This window comes from Pseudomonas fluorescens (assembly GCF_018614775.1).
In the GTDB taxonomy this organism is placed as follows: Bacteria; Pseudomonadota; Gammaproteobacteria; order Pseudomonadales; family Pseudomonadaceae; genus Aquipseudomonas; species Aquipseudomonas fluorescens_BY.
In genome coordinates this window covers 49764-65470 of record NZ_JAGGOF010000009.1, presented here as the reverse complement: position 1 = coordinate 65470, position 15707 = coordinate 49764, and the positions used below count along the sequence as shown (strand labels likewise).

18 protein-coding genes and 1 pseudogene are annotated in these 15707 nt (G+C 60.7%); 4 read left to right on the top strand and 15 right to left on the bottom strand.

What is annotated here, in order from left to right; genetic code table 11:
- The first annotated feature begins 183 nt into the window (after positions 1-183).
- Entirely contained in the window at positions 184-393 is a 210-nt protein-coding gene (locus J7E36_RS02510; RefSeq protein ID WP_214999550.1) for a cold shock domain-containing protein, read from the top strand.
- A gap of 148 nt (positions 394-541) precedes the next feature.
- On the opposite strand, the gene J7E36_RS02505 is transcribed toward J7E36_RS02510, so the two are convergent.
- The 3 genes from J7E36_RS02505 to dapE all read right to left on the bottom strand — a co-directional run bounded on the left by J7E36_RS02505 (position 542) and on the right by dapE (position 2964).
- Positions 542-919, bottom strand: a complete 378-nt coding sequence (locus J7E36_RS02505) for a hypothetical protein (RefSeq protein WP_214999549.1) — start codon at positions 917-919, stop codon at positions 542-544.
- Positions 920-1003: 84 nt separating this feature from the next.
- Entirely contained in the window at positions 1004-1813 is an 810-nt protein-coding gene (locus tag J7E36_RS02500) for a putative RNA methyltransferase (RefSeq protein WP_214999548.1), read from the bottom strand.
- Positions 1813-2964, bottom strand: a complete 1152-nt coding sequence (gene dapE, locus J7E36_RS02495; RefSeq protein ID WP_214999547.1) for a succinyl-diaminopimelate desuccinylase — start codon at positions 2962-2964, stop codon at positions 1813-1815. Before dapE ends, J7E36_RS02500 begins: the two co-directional genes overlap by 1 nt.
- Before the next feature lie 343 nt (positions 2965-3307).
- Between dapE and tcdA the strand changes: the two genes are divergently transcribed.
- Positions 3308-4108, top strand: a complete 801-nt coding sequence (tcdA, locus tag J7E36_RS02490) for a tRNA cyclic N6-threonylcarbamoyladenosine(37) synthase TcdA (protein WP_214999545.1) — start codon at positions 3308-3310, stop codon at positions 4106-4108.
- An 80-nt stretch (positions 4109-4188) separates the two neighbouring features.
- Here the strand turns inward: tcdA and J7E36_RS02485 are convergent, their stop codons facing one another.
- The 5 genes from J7E36_RS02485 to J7E36_RS02465 all read right to left on the bottom strand — a co-directional run bounded on the left by J7E36_RS02485 (position 4189) and on the right by J7E36_RS02465 (position 7878).
- Positions 4189-4596: a SufE family protein gene (locus J7E36_RS02485; protein ID WP_214999542.1), complete on the bottom strand. Its 408-nt coding sequence runs from the start codon at positions 4594-4596 to the stop codon at positions 4189-4191.
- Positions 4593-5801, bottom strand: coding sequence for an aminotransferase class V-fold PLP-dependent enzyme (locus J7E36_RS02480; RefSeq protein WP_214999540.1), 1209 nt, complete (start codon positions 5799-5801; stop codon positions 4593-4595). The genes J7E36_RS02485 and J7E36_RS02480 overlap by 4 nt, the downstream gene beginning before the upstream one ends.
- 173 nt (positions 5802-5974) lie before the next feature.
- Entirely contained in the window at positions 5975-7009 is a 1035-nt protein-coding gene (gene dapD, locus J7E36_RS02475) for a 2,3,4,5-tetrahydropyridine-2,6-dicarboxylate N-succinyltransferase (protein WP_214999538.1), read from the bottom strand.
- A gap of 33 nt (positions 7010-7042) precedes the next feature.
- On the bottom strand, positions 7043-7405 hold the full coding sequence (locus J7E36_RS02470) for an ArsC family reductase (RefSeq protein WP_214999536.1): 363 nt from the start codon (positions 7403-7405) through the stop codon (positions 7043-7045).
- Positions 7406-7455: 50 nt separating this feature from the next.
- Positions 7456-7878, bottom strand: coding sequence for a hypothetical protein (locus J7E36_RS02465; protein ID WP_231286523.1), 423 nt, complete (start codon positions 7876-7878; stop codon positions 7456-7458).
- Positions 7879-7959: 81 nt separating this feature from the next.
- Here J7E36_RS02465 and J7E36_RS02460 point away from each other — a divergent pair.
- Positions 7960-8240: pseudogene (locus tag J7E36_RS02460) on the top strand (phage tail protein); the annotation flags it as partial.
- Between the two features lie 120 nt (positions 8241-8360).
- On the opposite strand, the gene J7E36_RS02455 reads toward J7E36_RS02460, so the two are convergent.
- The 4 genes from J7E36_RS02455 to J7E36_RS02440 form a co-directional block, all read right to left on the bottom strand.
- On the bottom strand, positions 8361-8666 hold the full coding sequence (locus J7E36_RS02455; protein ID WP_214999534.1) for a hypothetical protein: 306 nt from the start codon (positions 8664-8666) through the stop codon (positions 8361-8363).
- Positions 8667-8744: 78 nt separating this feature from the next.
- Complete coding sequence (locus J7E36_RS02450) at positions 8745-8927, bottom strand: hypothetical protein (RefSeq protein WP_214999532.1); 183 nt, start codon at positions 8925-8927, stop codon at positions 8745-8747.
- Positions 8928-8973: 46 nt separating this feature from the next.
- Complete coding sequence (locus J7E36_RS02445; RefSeq protein WP_214999531.1) at positions 8974-9345, bottom strand: helix-turn-helix domain-containing protein; 372 nt, start codon at positions 9343-9345, stop codon at positions 8974-8976.
- Between the two features lie 5 nt (positions 9346-9350).
- Positions 9351-9653: a type II toxin-antitoxin system HigB family toxin gene (locus J7E36_RS02440; RefSeq protein ID WP_214999528.1), complete on the bottom strand. Its 303-nt coding sequence runs from the start codon at positions 9651-9653 to the stop codon at positions 9351-9353.
- 916 nt (positions 9654-10569) lie between these two features.
- On the opposite strand from J7E36_RS02440, the gene J7E36_RS02435 reads away from it, so the two are divergent.
- Entirely contained in the window at positions 10570-10929 is a 360-nt protein-coding gene (locus J7E36_RS02435; RefSeq protein ID WP_214999526.1) for a DUF6124 family protein, read from the top strand.
- 232 nt (positions 10930-11161) lie between these two features.
- Here J7E36_RS02435 and J7E36_RS02430 read toward each other — a convergent pair whose 3' ends face one another.
- The 3 genes from J7E36_RS02430 to J7E36_RS02420 form a co-directional block, all read right to left on the bottom strand.
- Positions 11162-11464 carry an XRE family transcriptional regulator gene (locus J7E36_RS02430; protein ID WP_214999524.1) on the bottom strand — a complete coding sequence of 101 codons (303 nt, stop codon included), beginning with the start codon at positions 11462-11464 and terminating at the stop codon, positions 11162-11164.
- Between the two features lie 234 nt (positions 11465-11698).
- Complete coding sequence (dapC, locus tag J7E36_RS02425; RefSeq protein ID WP_214999522.1) at positions 11699-12898, bottom strand: succinyldiaminopimelate transaminase; 1200 nt, start codon at positions 12896-12898, stop codon at positions 11699-11701.
- A 79-nt stretch (positions 12899-12977) separates the two neighbouring features.
- Entirely contained in the window at positions 12978-15680 is a 2703-nt protein-coding gene (locus J7E36_RS02420) for a [protein-PII] uridylyltransferase (RefSeq protein WP_214999520.1), read from the bottom strand.
- Between the last annotated feature and the right edge of the window lie 27 nt (positions 15681-15707).

Here is a 15707-nt window from a genome sequence, read left to right as displayed (position 1 = left end):
CCACTTCCTGGGACACGATCGAGAAGAAGCGTGAAATTTGTACCCTTGTTGAGTGTTTTCCTGGCTGTAATATACTGCCTCGCCTACCGTCTGGTCCGTCGATAACGTCGGACGTCGGGGTGGTATTTGAGATTTTTTCAGCGAAAATTCGGCCTAAAAATAAGAAAAATGGGAGTGAACATCATGGCTGCACGCGAAACCGGCAATGTGAAGTGGTTCAACGATGCCAAGGGCTACGGCTTCATCCAGCGCGAAGACGGAGTGGATGTGTTCGTGCATTACCGCGCGATCCGCGGCGAGGGCCACCGCTCTCTGACCGAAGGCCAGCAGGTCGAATACGCGGTCGTGCAAGGGCAGAAGGGGTTGCAGGCTGAGGATGTGGTGGGGTTGTAACCGACGTCACTGGCTACACAAAACCCACTGTGGGAGCGAGCCTGCTCGCGATAGCGGTGTGTCAGGCAATGCATCATCGACTGGCACACCGCTATCGCGAGCAGGCTCGCTCCCACAATGGATCGCTTTCACATTGGAACAGGCCGCCTCAAGCCGTCTTCCAGGTAATCTCTTTTTCCCCGTCGGCGCTGATGCGAATCCAGCGGTCCGCCGATTCCTCACCTTCCTCTTCCACCCAGGAGCCGGGCGCGCAGCGCACTTCTACATTCAGTGCGGCGTAGGCGGCGCGGGCGCAGGCGATGTCGTCTTCCCACGGGGTCTGGTCACTTTCCAGGTACAAGCTGTTCCATTTGCCTACAGCCTTGGGCAACCAGGTCACCGGGACGTTGCCGGCCTTGCACTTGTAGGTCTGGCCTTTCTGGACCCAGTCGCTGCATGGCCCCAAAGCCTGGCCGAGCCACGTGGCAATGGCCTTGTGGTCGACGTCGGCGTCCTTGAGGTAAATCTCGATATCGGGTTGGCGCATGGATGTCCTCACTGCGGTCTTGAAAAATCCATTCGCGGATTTAACGGGCCCCGTACGCGTGTCCGGGGCCGGGAATCATAAGGTTTATTGAAGAACGAAATAATCGTAGCGCATCGACACCGTGACTTCGAACGGGTCGGCCTGCTCGATCACGCTGGCGCGGCGCTCGGCACTGGCCCGCCAGCCATGGGGCGTCATCGCCAGCAGGTTGGCGCGGTCCTGGCCGCTGTCGAGCACGAGCTTGAATTCGACGGTTTCGCTGTGCGCCAGCGCCATGCCCGGCGGCACCAACGCCAGGTGCTTGTCGTCGGTGTACTCGCGCACTTCGTCGTACAGGCGTTCGCGCAGTTCCATCAGGTGGCCGCGGGTGGGGCCGACTTTCATCAGGCCGCCGCCAGGGCTGAGCAGGCGCTTGGCCTCCTGCCAGTCCAACGGGCTGAACACGCTGGCAAGGAAACGGCAGCAGCCGTCCGCCAGCGGCACCCGGGCCATGCTGGCGATCAACCAGGTCAGTTGCGGGTTGCGTTTGCAGGCGCGCTTGACCGCCTCGCGGGAAATGTCCAAGGCGTAGCCGTCGGCATCGGGCAGCGCGTCGGCAATCTGCGCGGTGTAATAGCCCTCGCCACAGCCGATGTCCAGCCAGCGCCCAGGTGCGCGCTCAGCCGCCAGTTGGGCCAGGCGGCGGGCAACAGGGGCGTAGTGTCCGGCGTTGAGAAAGTCACGACGGGCTTCAACCATGGCCAGGTTGTCGCCGGGGTCGCGGCTGTTCTTGTGCTGCACCGGCAGCAGGTTCAGGTAACCCTGGCGCGCGCGGTCGAACCGATGCCCGGCCGGGCAGGCTACGCCGTTGTCCACCGCATTCAGCGGTTCATTGCAGATCGGACAGGCGAGCATCAGGCGAGCAACTTGATCAGCGTCTGGTAGTAGATCTCGGTCAGCACGTCGAGATCGGCCGCCAGCACGCGTTCGTTGACCTGGTGGATGGTCGCGTTGACCGGACCCAGTTCCACCACTTGCGTGCCCATGGTCGCGATGAAACGGCCGTCGGACGTGCCGCCGCTGGTAGAGGCCTGGGTCTCGCGGCCGGTGATGTCCTTGATGCTCGACGACACAGCGTCCAGCAGCGCGCCGGGTTCGGTCAGGAACGGCAGGCCGGACAGCGCCCAGTCGATGTGCCAGTCCAACTGATGCTTGTCGAGGATATCGGCAACGCGTTGTTGCAGGCCCTCGACGGTGGACTCGGTGGAGAAACGGAAGTTGAACACCGCCACCAGATCACCCGGGATGACGTTGGTTGCGCCGGTGCCGGCGTTGAGGTTGGAGATCTGGAAACTGGTGGGCGGGAAGAAATCGTTGCCGTGGTCCCAATGCTCGGCGGTCAATTCCGCCAGCGCGGGCGCCGCCAGGTGGATCGGGTTCTTCGCCAGGTGCGGGTAGGCCACGTGGCCCTGCTTGCCGCGCACGGTCAGTGTCGCGCCAAGGGAGCCGCGCCGGCCATTCTTGACCACGTCACCCACCAGGGTGGTGCTCGACGGCTCGCCGACGATGCACCAGTCCAGTCGTTCCTGGCGGGCCTTGAGGCGTTCGACCACCGCCTTTGTACCGTGGTGGGCGGGGCCTTCTTCATCACTGGTGATCAGGAAAGTGACGGAGCCCTTGTGGTCCGGGTAATCGGCGACGAACCGCTCGGCTGCCACCACCATCGCTGCGAGGCTGCCTTTCATGTCGGCCGCGCCACGGCCACAGAGCATGCCCTGGTCATCGATGACGGCATCGAACGGGTCGAGTTGCCAGGCCTGCACCGGACCGGTCGGCACCACGTCGGTGTGCCCGGCGAAGCACAGCACCGGGCCGTCATGCCTGCCATGGCTGGCCCAGAAGTTATCCACATCCTCAATGCGCATCGGCTCAAGCGCGAAGCCCGCGGTGCCCAGGCGCTGCATCATCAGTTTCTGGCAGTCGGCATCCACCGGCGTTACGGACGGACGGCGGATCAGGTCGCAGGCGAGTTGCAGGGTCGGCGAGAGGTCGGCGTGGGCCGTCATGAAAAACTCCGGGGATAGGGGATATGGACTCGGACCCTGTGGGAGCGGGCTTGCTCGCGAAGACGGTGCGTCAGTCAGGAAGATATTGCCTGGAACGCCGCCTTCGCGAGCAAGCCCGCTCCCACAGGGTCTGGGTTCGGCCGTTGGATGGTGTTCGGCCAAGGCTCGCAAAATGGCGGTTATCTTATAGCAAAATGAAAATCTCTGTGGGAGCGAGCTTGCTCGCGATAACGGTGGATTAGCAGCATTCATATTGACTGGCACACCGATATCGCGAGCAAGCTCGCTCCCACAATGGTTTTTGGCTGCCCTATAATGCGCGCCGGTTTTTGGGGTAATGGTCATGAGTACAGAAGATCCACGGTTTGCCGGCATCGCCCGTTTGTATGGCATCGAAGGCCTGGAGCGCCTGCGGGCAGCCCATGTGGCGATTGTCGGGGTCGGTGGTGTCGGTTCCTGGGCGGCGGAAGCCATCGCCCGTTGCGGCGTGGGCGAAATCTCGCTGTTCGACCTGGACGATGTCTGCGTCAGCAACGCCAACCGCCAGTTGCACGCCCTGGACAGTACCGTCGGCAAAGCCAAGGTCGAGGTGATGGCCGAACGGCTGCGCGGGATCAACCCTGACTGCACGGTGCACGCCGTGGCGGATTTCGTCACCCGCGACACCATGGCCGAATACATCACGCCGAACATCGACTGCGTGATCGACTGCATCGACAGCGTCAACGCCAAGGCAGCCCTGATCGCCTGGTGCAAGCGTCGCAAGATCCAGATCATCACCACCGGTGGCGCGGGCGGGCAGATCGACCCGACGCTGATCCAGGTCTGCGACCTGAACCGGACCTTCAACGACCCACTGGCTTCGAAAGTGCGCTCCACGTTGCGCCGCGACTATGGATTCTCCCGCACCGTGACCCGCCACTACAGCGTGCCCTGCGTGTTCTCCACCGAACAACTGCGCTACCCGAAACCGGACGGCAGCATTTGCTTGCAGAAGAGTTTCGTCGGCGATGGCGTGAAGCTCGACTGCGCCGGCGGGTTTGGCGCGGTGATGATGGTGACGGCAACGTTCGGCATGGTTGCGGCGACGAAGGCTGTGGATAAGATTGTGGCGGGCGTGCGGCGGCCGGCTGATAGAGTGTGAGATCGTTCCCACGCTCCGCGTGGGAATGCCTCTACGGACGCTCCGCGTTCGGCTCTTTGGGACGCGGAGCGTGGGCACGATCACTGCTGAGTCAGTTCACGCATCCGCTTCAACACCGCATTCAACCCATTACTGCGCGACGGCGACAGCTGCCGCGACAGTCCCAACTGATTGAACCACCCCGGCAAGTCCACCTGCTGCAACTCGGCCGCCGATAAGCCGTTGACCCGCGCCAACAGCAACGCCACCAGCCCGCGAATCAACCGCGCATCGCTGCTGGCGGAAAACTGCCAGCGCCCATCCTGCAACTGGCCCACCAACCACACCTGGCTTTCACAACCGCTGACCAGATTGGCCTCGCATTTGTCCGCCTCTTTCAAGGGCGGCAGGCGCTCGCCCCATTGCATCAGCAGCCGGGCGCGTTGTTCCCAGCCCGAGGCGTCCTGGAAGATTTGCAGCGCCGCTGCGGCATCGGCCGGCAGACTCATCGGAGCATCTCCAAGGCCTGATCCAGGGCTTCGAAGAAACGTTCGATGTCGGCTGAGTCGTTGTACAGCGCCAGCGATACCCTGATCGCTCCTGACAACTGCAAATGCTTGAACAAAGGCATGGCACAGTGATGTCCGGCGCGCACGGCGATGCCTTGCTCGGTCAGCAGGTGGGCCAGGTCGGCGTTGTGCACGCCGTCGACCCCGAAGCTGACCAGTGCCAAGCGTGGATTGCCCACCAGCCGCACACCGTTGCGCGCCAGTAGGCCGTGGAGCAGGTAATCGTGCAGCGCCGCTTCATGGTCGATGACTGCTTGGGCGTCGAGCCCGGACAGGTAATCCAGGGTCGCCCCCAGGCCGATCACGCTGGCGATCGGCGGCGTGCCGGCTTCAAAGCCCAGCGGCGCCGGGCGGAACGTGGCGCTGTGGTAATCGGCTTGCTGCACCATTTCGCCGCCAAACTGCCAATGACGCAGTTCGCCAAGCGCTTCGTTGCGGCCGTACAACACGCCCAGCCCGTCGGGGCCGTAGAGCTTGTGGCTGGAAAACACGTAAAAATCGCACCCCAAGGCCTGCACGTCATGGCGGCCGTGGACCACGCCCTGCGCGCCATCGATCACCGTCCATGCACCGTGGTGGGCCTTGGCTAACGCCAGCAGCGCCGGCAAAGGCTGCCAGGCGCCCAACACGTTGGACAACTGGCTCACCGCCAGCAGCCGTGTACGCGGTCCGATCAGCTCTGCCGCAGCACCCACATCGATGACCCCGTCAGCGTCCAGTGGCAATACCACCAGCGTCAGTGAACGGCGTTCAGCCAATTGTTGCCAGGGCAGCAGGTTGGCGTGGTGTTCCAGGGCGCTGATGACGATTTCATCGCCGGGTGTGAACAGGTGCTCCAGCCCATAGGCCAGCAGATTCAGTGCAGAGGTCGCACCGTGGGTGAAGACAATTTGCCCGCTGTCGCCTGCGTTGAGCCATTGCGCTGCCTTCAGGCGGCTGTCCTCGAAGGCCTGGGTGGCGTGAGCACCCGGCAGATGTTGCGCCCGGTGCACGTTGGCCGCCCCATTGGCGTAGTAATGCGCCAGGGCATCGAGCAGGGCTTGGGGCTTTTGTGTGGTGGCGGCGTTGTCCAGGTAGGTCTGGCCTTGCCGGTGGAGGGCGGCGATGGCCGGGAAGTCGTCGCGCCAGGGAGAGGGAATCAACATGCTTTCGGGCCCTGCTGGATATACGCCGAACCTTGTGGGAGCGGGCTTTTTTGTGGGAGCCGAGCTTGCTCGCGATGGCAGCGACACGGTTTAACTGCAAGACCGCGTCATCGTTCATCGCGAGCACGCGCGGCTCCCACAAAAGCTTGCTCCCACAGGTGACGGTGAAGCGGCTAGTTGTGCGCGTGCAGTGCTTCGTTCAGCTCGATGGCCGACTTGTGGGTCTTGCATTCCACGGCGCCGGTTTCGGAGTTGCGACGGAACAGCAGGTCGGGCTGGCCAGCCAGGTCGCGGGCCTTGACCACCTTGACCAGTTGGTTGTGCTCGTCCAGCAGCGCGACTTTGGTGCCGGCGGTCACGTACAGGCCCGACTCCACGGTGTTGCGGTCGCCCAACGGAATACCAATACCGGCGTTGGCGCCGATCAGGCAACCTTCACCCACCTTGATCACGATGTTACCGCCGCCCGACAGGGTGCCCATGGTGGAGCAACCGCCGCCCAGGTCCGAGCCCTTGCCGACGAACACGCCAGCCGAAACACGGCCTTCGATCATGCCCGGGCCTTCGGTGCCGGCGTTGAAGTTGACAAAACCTTCGTGCATCACGGTAGTGCCTTCGCCGACGTAGGCGCCCAGGCGGATCCGCGCGGCGTCGGCGATGCGCACGCCGGCCGGCACCACGTAGTCGGTCATTTTCGGGAACTTGTCCACCGAGAAGACTTCCAGCAACTCGCCGCGCAGGCGGGCTTCGAGCTGGCGCTCGGCCAGTTCGCTCAGGTCGATCGCGCCCTGGCTGGTCCAGGCCACGTTCGGCAGCAACGGGAAAATGCCCGCCAGGTTCAGGCCGTGGGGCTTGACCAGGCGGTGGGACAGCAGGTGCAGCTTGAGGTAGGCCTCTGGGGTCGAGGTCAGTTGTGCATCTTCAGCCAGTAGGGTGGCGACCAGCGGCTTGTGGCTTTCGGCCAGGCGGGTCAGCAGTGCGGCTTGCACGGAATCGACGCCCTTGAGGGCGTCAGCCAGCTGCGAGGCCTGGGTGGTGGTGAAGGTGATGGCCTGGTTGCCTTCGCTGTAACCCAGAATCGGTGCCACGGCAGCGATGATGTCAGCCGAAGGGTTGAGCAGCGGCTGTGCGTAGAACACTTCCAGCCAGGCGCCTTCGCGGTTTTGAGTGCCGACGCCGAAGGCCAGGCTGAACAGGGTAGTGGACATGGACATTACCTCAACAAAATGGACTGGGCAGAGTTACTTGATCGCTGCCGCATAAATATCTGGCTTGAAGCCAATCAGGGTTCGATCACCGAGATCAAGCACCGGGCGCTTGATCATCGAGGGTTGAGCGAGCATCAGTTCGATGGCTTTCGTCTGGTCGAGATCGGCTTTGCGTTCGTCGTCGAGCTTGCGAAAGGTCGTACCGGCCCGGTTCAACACCACTTGCCAGCCATGCTCGTCGCACCATTGGGTCAGGTGCTCACGGTCGATGCCGGCGCTCTTGTAGTCGTGAAAATCGTAGCGCACCGCGTGTTCATCGAGCCAGGTGCGCGCCTTTTTCATGGTGTCGCAGGCTTTGATGCCGAAAATCTGTAAGTGCTTGTTTTCATTGGGCATAAAATCCTCCCCAAAACTTCCCCAATATCGCCCCAAAATTCAGCCGGAGATTATGCCACGTCGATCCACTCGGCGCCTCGACTGTCGCGATTCAGATCGGTCATGCTGGCCGAACGGTGACCGAGCAGTTTTTGCGCATCGCGGCCTTCTGCCTCATGCAGACGAGCAGCCAAGAAGCGCTGCTCGTGGAAGCTCGGCGGCGGGTCACCGAACTTGATGCCCAGCTTCTTTGTAGCCTTATCCCGAGCCTCGGGGAACGCAGAACTCAGCGTATCGAGCGCCATAGGCTGCCCAGCTTTGGAACGTTCAGGGGCCTGGGCATGATGCACCAGGTGCTGTGACAGAACGCGGTCTCGGCATTGTTTGATCACTCCAGCCAGGTCCAGGCTGATGGATTCAAGCTTGAGCTCTGTGCTGATACGAATCCTGGCGCTTGTCTTCGACTGGACGACGTGCAGAAAACTGTCATGCACAAAGGCCTTCTTGTGGACGCCGCCGCTGGGCGAGCTTGGGCTATACAAGTGCAACGGCTAGACGGGCTAGGTGCTGACAGCAAGCGCGCCGACGGCTGGTGGGAGAGCAAGGACAGCGCCGGCCTGTACGAGGCGAACTACGAAGCCGCCGGCTTCTACCGGGTCGACCAGCCGCAGCGCGGCGACATGATCGTGATGGAGTTGGGCCGGACGGTTCACCCGAACCACGCGGGGATTTTTCTGGGCGCGATCCATCGTTGCCCGGTGAGGATGCCGAGACCTTCGGCCCTGGGGCATTCTTGCTGCACCACCTATACGGAAGGCCATCAGAGATCATTGTCTTCGGTGGGTCTTGGCTTTAACGAACACGCCTCATCCTTAGGCACAAAGATGCACAACCAGTATGACCGGGCAGACAAATGATCTGCTTTTTCGTCCAGTACCAGTTTCTGCTGTCTTTGAATTACTCTTGGCGTCCGGAATTAGCGCAGAGCAACGACCATGCAGGCAAAGCCAAGGCTGGCAATCAGCGAATTAGCGAAAGAAAGGATCGCGCTCTGGGTGAGTATGGCTAAAACGCACGAGGTTGATGAGCTGTTAATACAGCGGTTGTTAAGTCGGTTCCCCCTCGCAATGTCTTCAACTATTGCTGGTACATCGGTTAGCTCAACAAATCGCTCTTCACCACCTTTTTCGGCTTCATCGATCATCTGCTGAAAGACTGGGATTCGATGTCTATCAAGCCCCTTGCGAACATTCATCGCCAAAGAGGGCAAGCCATCTTGCATGTAATGCTTATACCAAAGCCCTTTCAGAGGGGATAGCGATTCTGGGTCGGCTGCTTTAACTGCCCTAGCTCTCCCTGCTCAAGGAGTTTCAATTTCGCGAACAATCTTAGCGGGGTTTTGTGCGCCGGAGAGGGTGCCTCCGTAAAAATTTGCAGCCAGCAACAGGCTGTAACGCCCAGGAACCGATTTCTCAAGCCCGATGTGCTTTACGCACTCACCCAGGTCGACCTCTGGTATGTCTTTCTCTTCGGTTGAGGTCATTTCTTGTCCTTGCTGGTTTGAAAAAGCCCGGCGGGCCGGGCTAGTATCAGGCAGCTTTTACTGGCTTTATCAGGCTTTCTGCTGGGATGCCGAACATATCGTGAAGCTTCCAGATCATGGGTAGAGTTAACGAGCGTTTACGGTTGAGCACCTCGTATACGCGGTTCGTTTTTCCGATAGCGGGAGCCAGATCGGCCGCGGTGAGTCCGGATTGCTCCATGCGAAACTTGATGGCTTCAATTGGGTCGGGCAGATCCACCGGGAAGTGCTTGGTTTCGTAGGCCTCGATCAGAGTGATCATGACTTCAAAAGCATCGCCTTCTGGGGTACCAAGCTCAGGCTCATTCTCGAACAGAGGAGAAATCTCTTTGAGAGCTACCCGGTATTCTTCATCGGTGCGTATTGGGCGAATGTTCATAATGATTACTCCATTTCCACGGTGTTTGCGTCGATTTTGTCGTACTGCTGGTGAGTCCCGACAAACTTGATGTACACAGCGCCGAAGCGGTAGGCGATGGCGACCACGAGACGGTAGTCGTTACCCTTGATGTTGAATACCACGCGGCGACTCTTGAGAATGCTTGCGTTACCGTATTGTGCCTTGATGTCGCTTGGGTTGGTCCATGCGGCCTGCTTGGCATCGTCAAGCCAAGCTTTAAACTGCTGCTCGGAGTCCGGGTATTTCTCCCAGAAGGCTTTCAGATGGCTGATGGCGATAATTCTCATGGGTGAGAATATAGTCCCGTGGTGGGACTTGCGCAAGCTTTCACAAGCAAAAGCTTGCAGCTTGCGGATCTTGGATAGGATCTTCGACCCCCGAAGCGAGTGTCTTGAGCATGGCAGATCTCGCTTTGTCGAGCCTTTCCGCTTTGAAGAAACCAGTCTGTTCCTAGCGCTCTTCAGTCGTTGACTCTGCGCTCAACATTGCTCACCTGTCTTAACAGAAAGCTTTGTAGACCTCGAACAGCAAATAGATCGCCAGGAGGGTCTAGGATCTTTTGGAGTAACAGCGCGGCCAGCTCCAATCGCTCTGTCTCCTTGAGAAGTTTCATGAATAGTTCCCCGTTATTCGCTCCACTTAATGTGCCAATTTAGGCCATTAAGCCTAAAAATGATGGTTAGTGTGCCGTATTGGGGGCATTAGCCTTGCTTGTCACACGGGACAAATCCTTACCCTCATAAAAAGCAAAGCCGCCCGAAGGCGGCTTCAATCGACACGCAGTTGAGCTTGATTTGCCCTTCTGCGCCGCTGGGTCAACCCCGAGAGGGGCCCAGACTCCTGCCAGCTTCGCTGGGGACGGGGCGATCATGGCTACTGGTATTAGCGAATTCAAGCCAGCTTGCACGCTCTAAACAGCGTTGCCTGGGATGTGTCGACGTACTAAGCCAACGAAATCAATGGTTTCGCTTATCGCAGTACGTTTTATTTCTTTTCTTGTCTGAGCAGGCGATCGTGGTCTGACAGACGCGCCGAAGTTTGCGACAAGTTTTTAAGGTTGCCCGTCGGAAGCGAGCACTCTAGCCTCTGGGTGTCGCTGCCAATTCAGTGACCGGACGTGAGAATCCGAACTTCCCTAGGAGCACATACCTCTGCGCTATTAAGTGCAGGGTTTCCCATACTTCAGCTCTAGGTAGCAGTTTAATGACCAAAGAATCTCAAACCTCACCCAAACCAGCCTCCACGTTCCCCTACGGCGACTACGCCCCTGAAAAGCTGCAAGAAGCCGCTGATCGTGCGCTGGATCATTACCTCAAGCCTGAAGACAGCGAGTCAGAACCCCCACCCTCGTCGCAGTTGTTCACGGTCGTGGACAGTGTCGACACCGAGGTTTTATTAGCAAATTTCAGCGAAACCCTGGCCTCCGCCAACGCCATGCTGAGTGACTTGGCGTTCGATCTGGACGGTTCGCGGCGGCATGTGGCGCTGGGGGTGGTGCAGATGATCGAATTGGGGGCACTGCTGGCGGACAAGGCTTTGGACCGGGTAGAGGTTCGGGCCTGATGCAATAAGTGCCGGCCTCATCGCGAGCAGGCTCGCTCCCACAGTGGATTTTGGTGGTTCACAAGACTTGTGGTCGACACCAGACCCTGTGGGAGCGAGCCTGCTCGCGATTGCGGTATGTCAGTTGTTGTGAAGGCGACTGAACTGACGCCTTCGCGAGCAAGCCCGCTCCCACAGGGGTTTTAGTGTCGCTACCGGAGGTTGTGAGCACCAGTGATCCAGCGTCGGGGCGCTATACGTGTGCTTCTTCGCGCTCCGGTACCAATTTCACTTCCACTCGCTGGCCCAGCGCACGCGCCGCGCTGGCAAGTGTTGCCAGCGTCATGCCCGCATCGTTTTGGTCGAGCGCACGATCAATGGCCGTGCGACTGGTGTGCATCCGTTGTGCCAAGGCCTTTTTGGTCACTTTCTGAAGCTTCATTGCTTCGGCAATCTGCCAGGCAATAACGCGTTTGAGCGCAGCAGCGGAAACTTCTTCGGCGATGCCTTGCTCGGCGAGGAAATCGTCAAAATCAGATCCAATATGCTTGTTCATTTGCGGTACCTCAGTCATTAGTGGAGTGTACCGAAATAGGTGCATCGCTCAACCAGCGCGTTGATGAATTTTGTTCAGTGAGTTCCAGAAATCTGTGGCTGCTCGCTATTCAGTGTGGGAGCGGGCTTGCTCGCGAATGCGGTGGGCCAGCCTGCGATGATGTTGTCTGTGCCTCCGTCATCGCGAGCAAGCTCGACTCCCACAATAGCGGTCCTCTTCAGCTCGATACCGCCCTCAACCCCGACGCTGGATGAACGCCCGAATCCGCTCCGCCGCTTCCACGCATTCCGCCAATGGTGCGACCAGGGCCATGCGCACGCGGCCGGCGCCCGGGTTGACGCCATCGACGTCGCGGGACAGGTAGGAGCCTGGCACCACGGTCACGTGTTCCTGTTCGAACAGGTCGCGGCAGAACGCTGCATCATCGCCTGCCACGTTTGGCCACAGGTAGAAGCTGCCGTCAGGGCGTTGCACGTCCAGCACCGGGCTGAGGATGTCCAGTACGGCGTCGAATTTTTCCCGGTACAGCGTCCGGTTGGCTCGTACGTGCTCTTCGTCGTTCCAGGCAGCGATGCTCGCCCGTTGGGTCTGCACCGGCATCGCGCAGCCATGGTAGGTGCGATACAGCAGGAAGCCCTTGAGGATGTCCGCGTCGCCGGCCACGAAACCGGAGCGCAGGCCCGGCAGGTTGGAGCGTTTGGACAGGCTGTGGAAAACCACGCAGCGCTTGAAGTCCTGGCGACCGAGTTCGACGCAGGCGCTGAGCAGGCCCGGTGGCGGGGTCTGTTCGTCGAAGTACAGTTCGCTGTAGCACTCGTCGGCGGCGATCACGAAGTCGTGCTCATCTGCCAGGGCGATGAGTTTCTTCAGCATGTCCACCGGAATCAACGCGCCGGTCGGGTTGCCGGGGGAGCACAGGAACAGGATCTGGCAACGTTTCCAGATGTCGGCCGAAACGGCATCGAAATCCGGATTGAAGCCGTTTTCGTCCAGGCACGGCAGGTAATGCGGCTTGGCGCCGGCGAGGAAAGCCGCGCCTTCATAGATCTGATAGAAGGGGTTCGGGCTGACCACCAGCGCATCGTCGCCACGGTCGACCACGGTCTGGGTGAAGGCGAACAGCGCCTCACGGGTGCCATTGACTGGCAACACGTGGCGCGCCGGGTCCAGCCAGCCGTTCGGCACGTTGAAGCGTCGCTCGCACCAGCCGCTGATGGCTTCACGCAGGGCGGGAATGCCCAGGGTGGTCGGGTAAACGGCCATCTGATCCAGGTTGCCAGCCAGGGCCTCGGCGACAAAGCTTGGCGAACGATGCTTGGGTTCGCCGATGGACAGGGCAATCGGCCGCTTGTCCGGGTTCGGCGTGACGCCGCCCAGCAGGGCGCGAAGCTTTTCGAACGGGTAGGGCTGCAACTGGTTCAGGGCGTTGTTCATCGGGGGCCTCGTTCAATGTGGGCGCTGTCCTTGTGGGAGCGGGCTTGNNAGCCCGCTCCCACAGGGGACATATATTGGTTCAGATGTTGATACGTGTCAGGTGAGCATCGGGTTCCTGGTTGACGCTCAAGTGCCGGACCATCTCTTCCTGCAAGCGGCTGCACAGTTGTGGATCGGACAACGGTTGGTTGTCGGCGTCGGTGATGAAGAACACGTCTTCCACCCGTTCGCCGAGCGTGGCGATCTTGGCGTTCTGCAGGGACAGGTCGAACTCCAGGAAGATATGGCCGACCCGCGCCAGCAGGCCCGGGCGGTCCGGGGCGCTGAGTTCCAGCACCGTGACCTGGCGCAGGGCGTCGTTGTGGATTGTCACCTGCGGGGCAAACGCGAAGTGCTTGAGCTGGCGCGGCACCCGGCGCTGGATGATGGTTGGGTAATCCGCCGGGTTGCGCAGGGCTTCGGTGAGGCCATCGCGGATCTGCTTGATCCGCGCCGGGTTGTCGCCAATCGAGTCGCCGTCGGTGTCGAGCACGATGTAGGTGTCGAGGGTGAACTGGCTGCTGGAGGTGATGACCCGGGCGTCATGGATGTTCAGGTTGAGCTGGTCCATCGCGGCCACGGTCACGGCGAAGAAATCGTGCTGGTCCGGCGCGTAGATGAAAATCTGCGTGCCGCCTTCGAACTCGCGGTGGGTGGTTTCCTTGATCAATACCAGCGGCCCGCCGTCGGCCGGTTGTTGCAGGATCGCATCGCTGTGCCAGGCCACGTCGCCCGCGGTGTGACGCAGGAAATAGTCATCGCCCAGTTGCGACCAGAGTTGTTCGACGTCGTCCGGATCGGTGCCACCGCGTACCAGGATGTCCAGGGCCGCGCTTTGCGTGCGGCGGATCTGCTCTTCGCGGTCCACCGGGTTTTCCAGGCCGCGGCGCAAGGCGCGCTTGGTCTCGGTGTAGAGTTGGCGCAACAGGCTGGCGCGCCAGGAATTCCACAGGCTCGGGTTGGTGGCGTTGATGTCGGCCACGGTGAGCACGTAGAGGTAGTCCAGGCGGGTTTCGTCGCCAACGATCTGGGCGAAGTCGTGGATCACCTGCGGGTCGGACAAATCCTTGCGCTGGGCGGTGGTCGACATCACCAGGTGGTTCTGTACCAGCCAGACGATCAGCCGGCTGTCCCACACGGGCAGTTTATGCCGCTGGCAGAACGCCTCGGCATCCACCGCGCCGATTTCGGAATGATCGCCCTGACGGCCCTTGCCGATGTCGTGGTACAGGCCGGCCATGTAGATCAGTTCGGGCTTGGGCAGCTTGCCCATGAGCTTGCTGGCCAGCGGGAATTTTTCGGACGCCTGGGTGTACTGCAGCTTACGCAGGTGCTTGATCAGGTTCAGGGTGTGGGCATCGACCGTATAGATGTGGAACAGGTCGTGCTGCATCTGCCCGACGATGAAGCCGAACTCCGGCAGGTAGCGCCCGAGGATCCCGTAGCGGTTCATGCGCCGCAGGTTGCGGTGCACGCCGATCCTGCACTTGAACAACTCGATGAACAGGCTGGTGTTGCGGATGTCGTGGCGGAAGTCTTCATCGATCAGGTGCCGGTTTTCCCGCAGCAGGCGAATGGTGTCGGCGCGCACACCCTTGATCTCCGGTCGCTGGGCCATCAGCACGAAGATTTCCAGCATGGCGAATGGCGTGCGACGAAACATATTGGCGCTGCGCGCCTCGATGTAGCCGTCGTGCAACTGGAAGCGCGAGTTGATCGGCTGCGGCGGCTCTTCGTCCTCGGGGGCGAGGATGACTTCCTCGAAGTGCTGAATGATCAGTTCGCTGAGCTGGGCGATGCTCATCACCACCCGGTAGTATTGCTGCATGAAGTTTTCGATCGATTGCTTGGCATCCTGCCCCTCGAAACCCAGCAGCCCGGCAATGGAGCGCTGGTGATCGAACAGCAGGCGGTCTTCGGAACGCCCGGCGAGCATGTGCAGGGCGTAGCGAACCTTCCACAGGAACTCCTGGGAGGAGGCCAGCAAGGCGTTTTCGCTTTCCACCAGGAAACCCTCGCCGGCCAGGGCGCGCAGGTTCAGCGTGCCATACTGGCGGCGAGCAACCCAGAGGATCGTCTGGATGTCCCGCAGGCCGCCCGGCGAGCCCTTGACGTTGGGCTCCAGGTTGTACTCGGTGTCGTTGTACTTGTGGTGGCGGGCCTTCTGCTCGGCATGCTTGGCGAGGAAAAAGTCCTTGCTCGGCCACATGTGCGCCGTGCTGGTGACATCAAGCATGCGCTGGCGCAGGCGTTCGGGGCCGGCGATGGTGCGGCTTTCCATCAGGTTGGTGATCACCGTCAGGTCGGCGCGGGCTTCGTCGGCGCATTCCTGCACCGAACGCACGCTCTGGCCGACTTCCAGGCCAATGTCCCAGAGCAGCGTCAGGAAGCGCTCGATGGAATCGCGGAAAACCTCATGGTCGGCGCTGTCCAGCAGGATCAGCAAATCGATGTCGGAGTACGGGTGCAGTTCGCCGCGCCCGTAGCCTCCTACCGCTACCAGGGCGATGTCGGCGTCCTCGCTCCAGTCGAACTGGTCCCAGGCCTTTTGCAGGAGGTTGTCGACGAACCAGGCGCGGTCCTCGATCAGCCGACGGATATCCCGGCCAGCGCGAAAGCGCTGGTCGAGCACTTCGCGGGCCTGGCGGATCGCTTTCTTGAACGCCGAGATGGGGCTTGCCTTCAGGGCCAGTTCAGCCTGGAACTGGCCGCGGTCGAAGAGTTCGGGATCCACCTGCGGCATTGAATGGCTTTCCTTTCTATCTGTAGC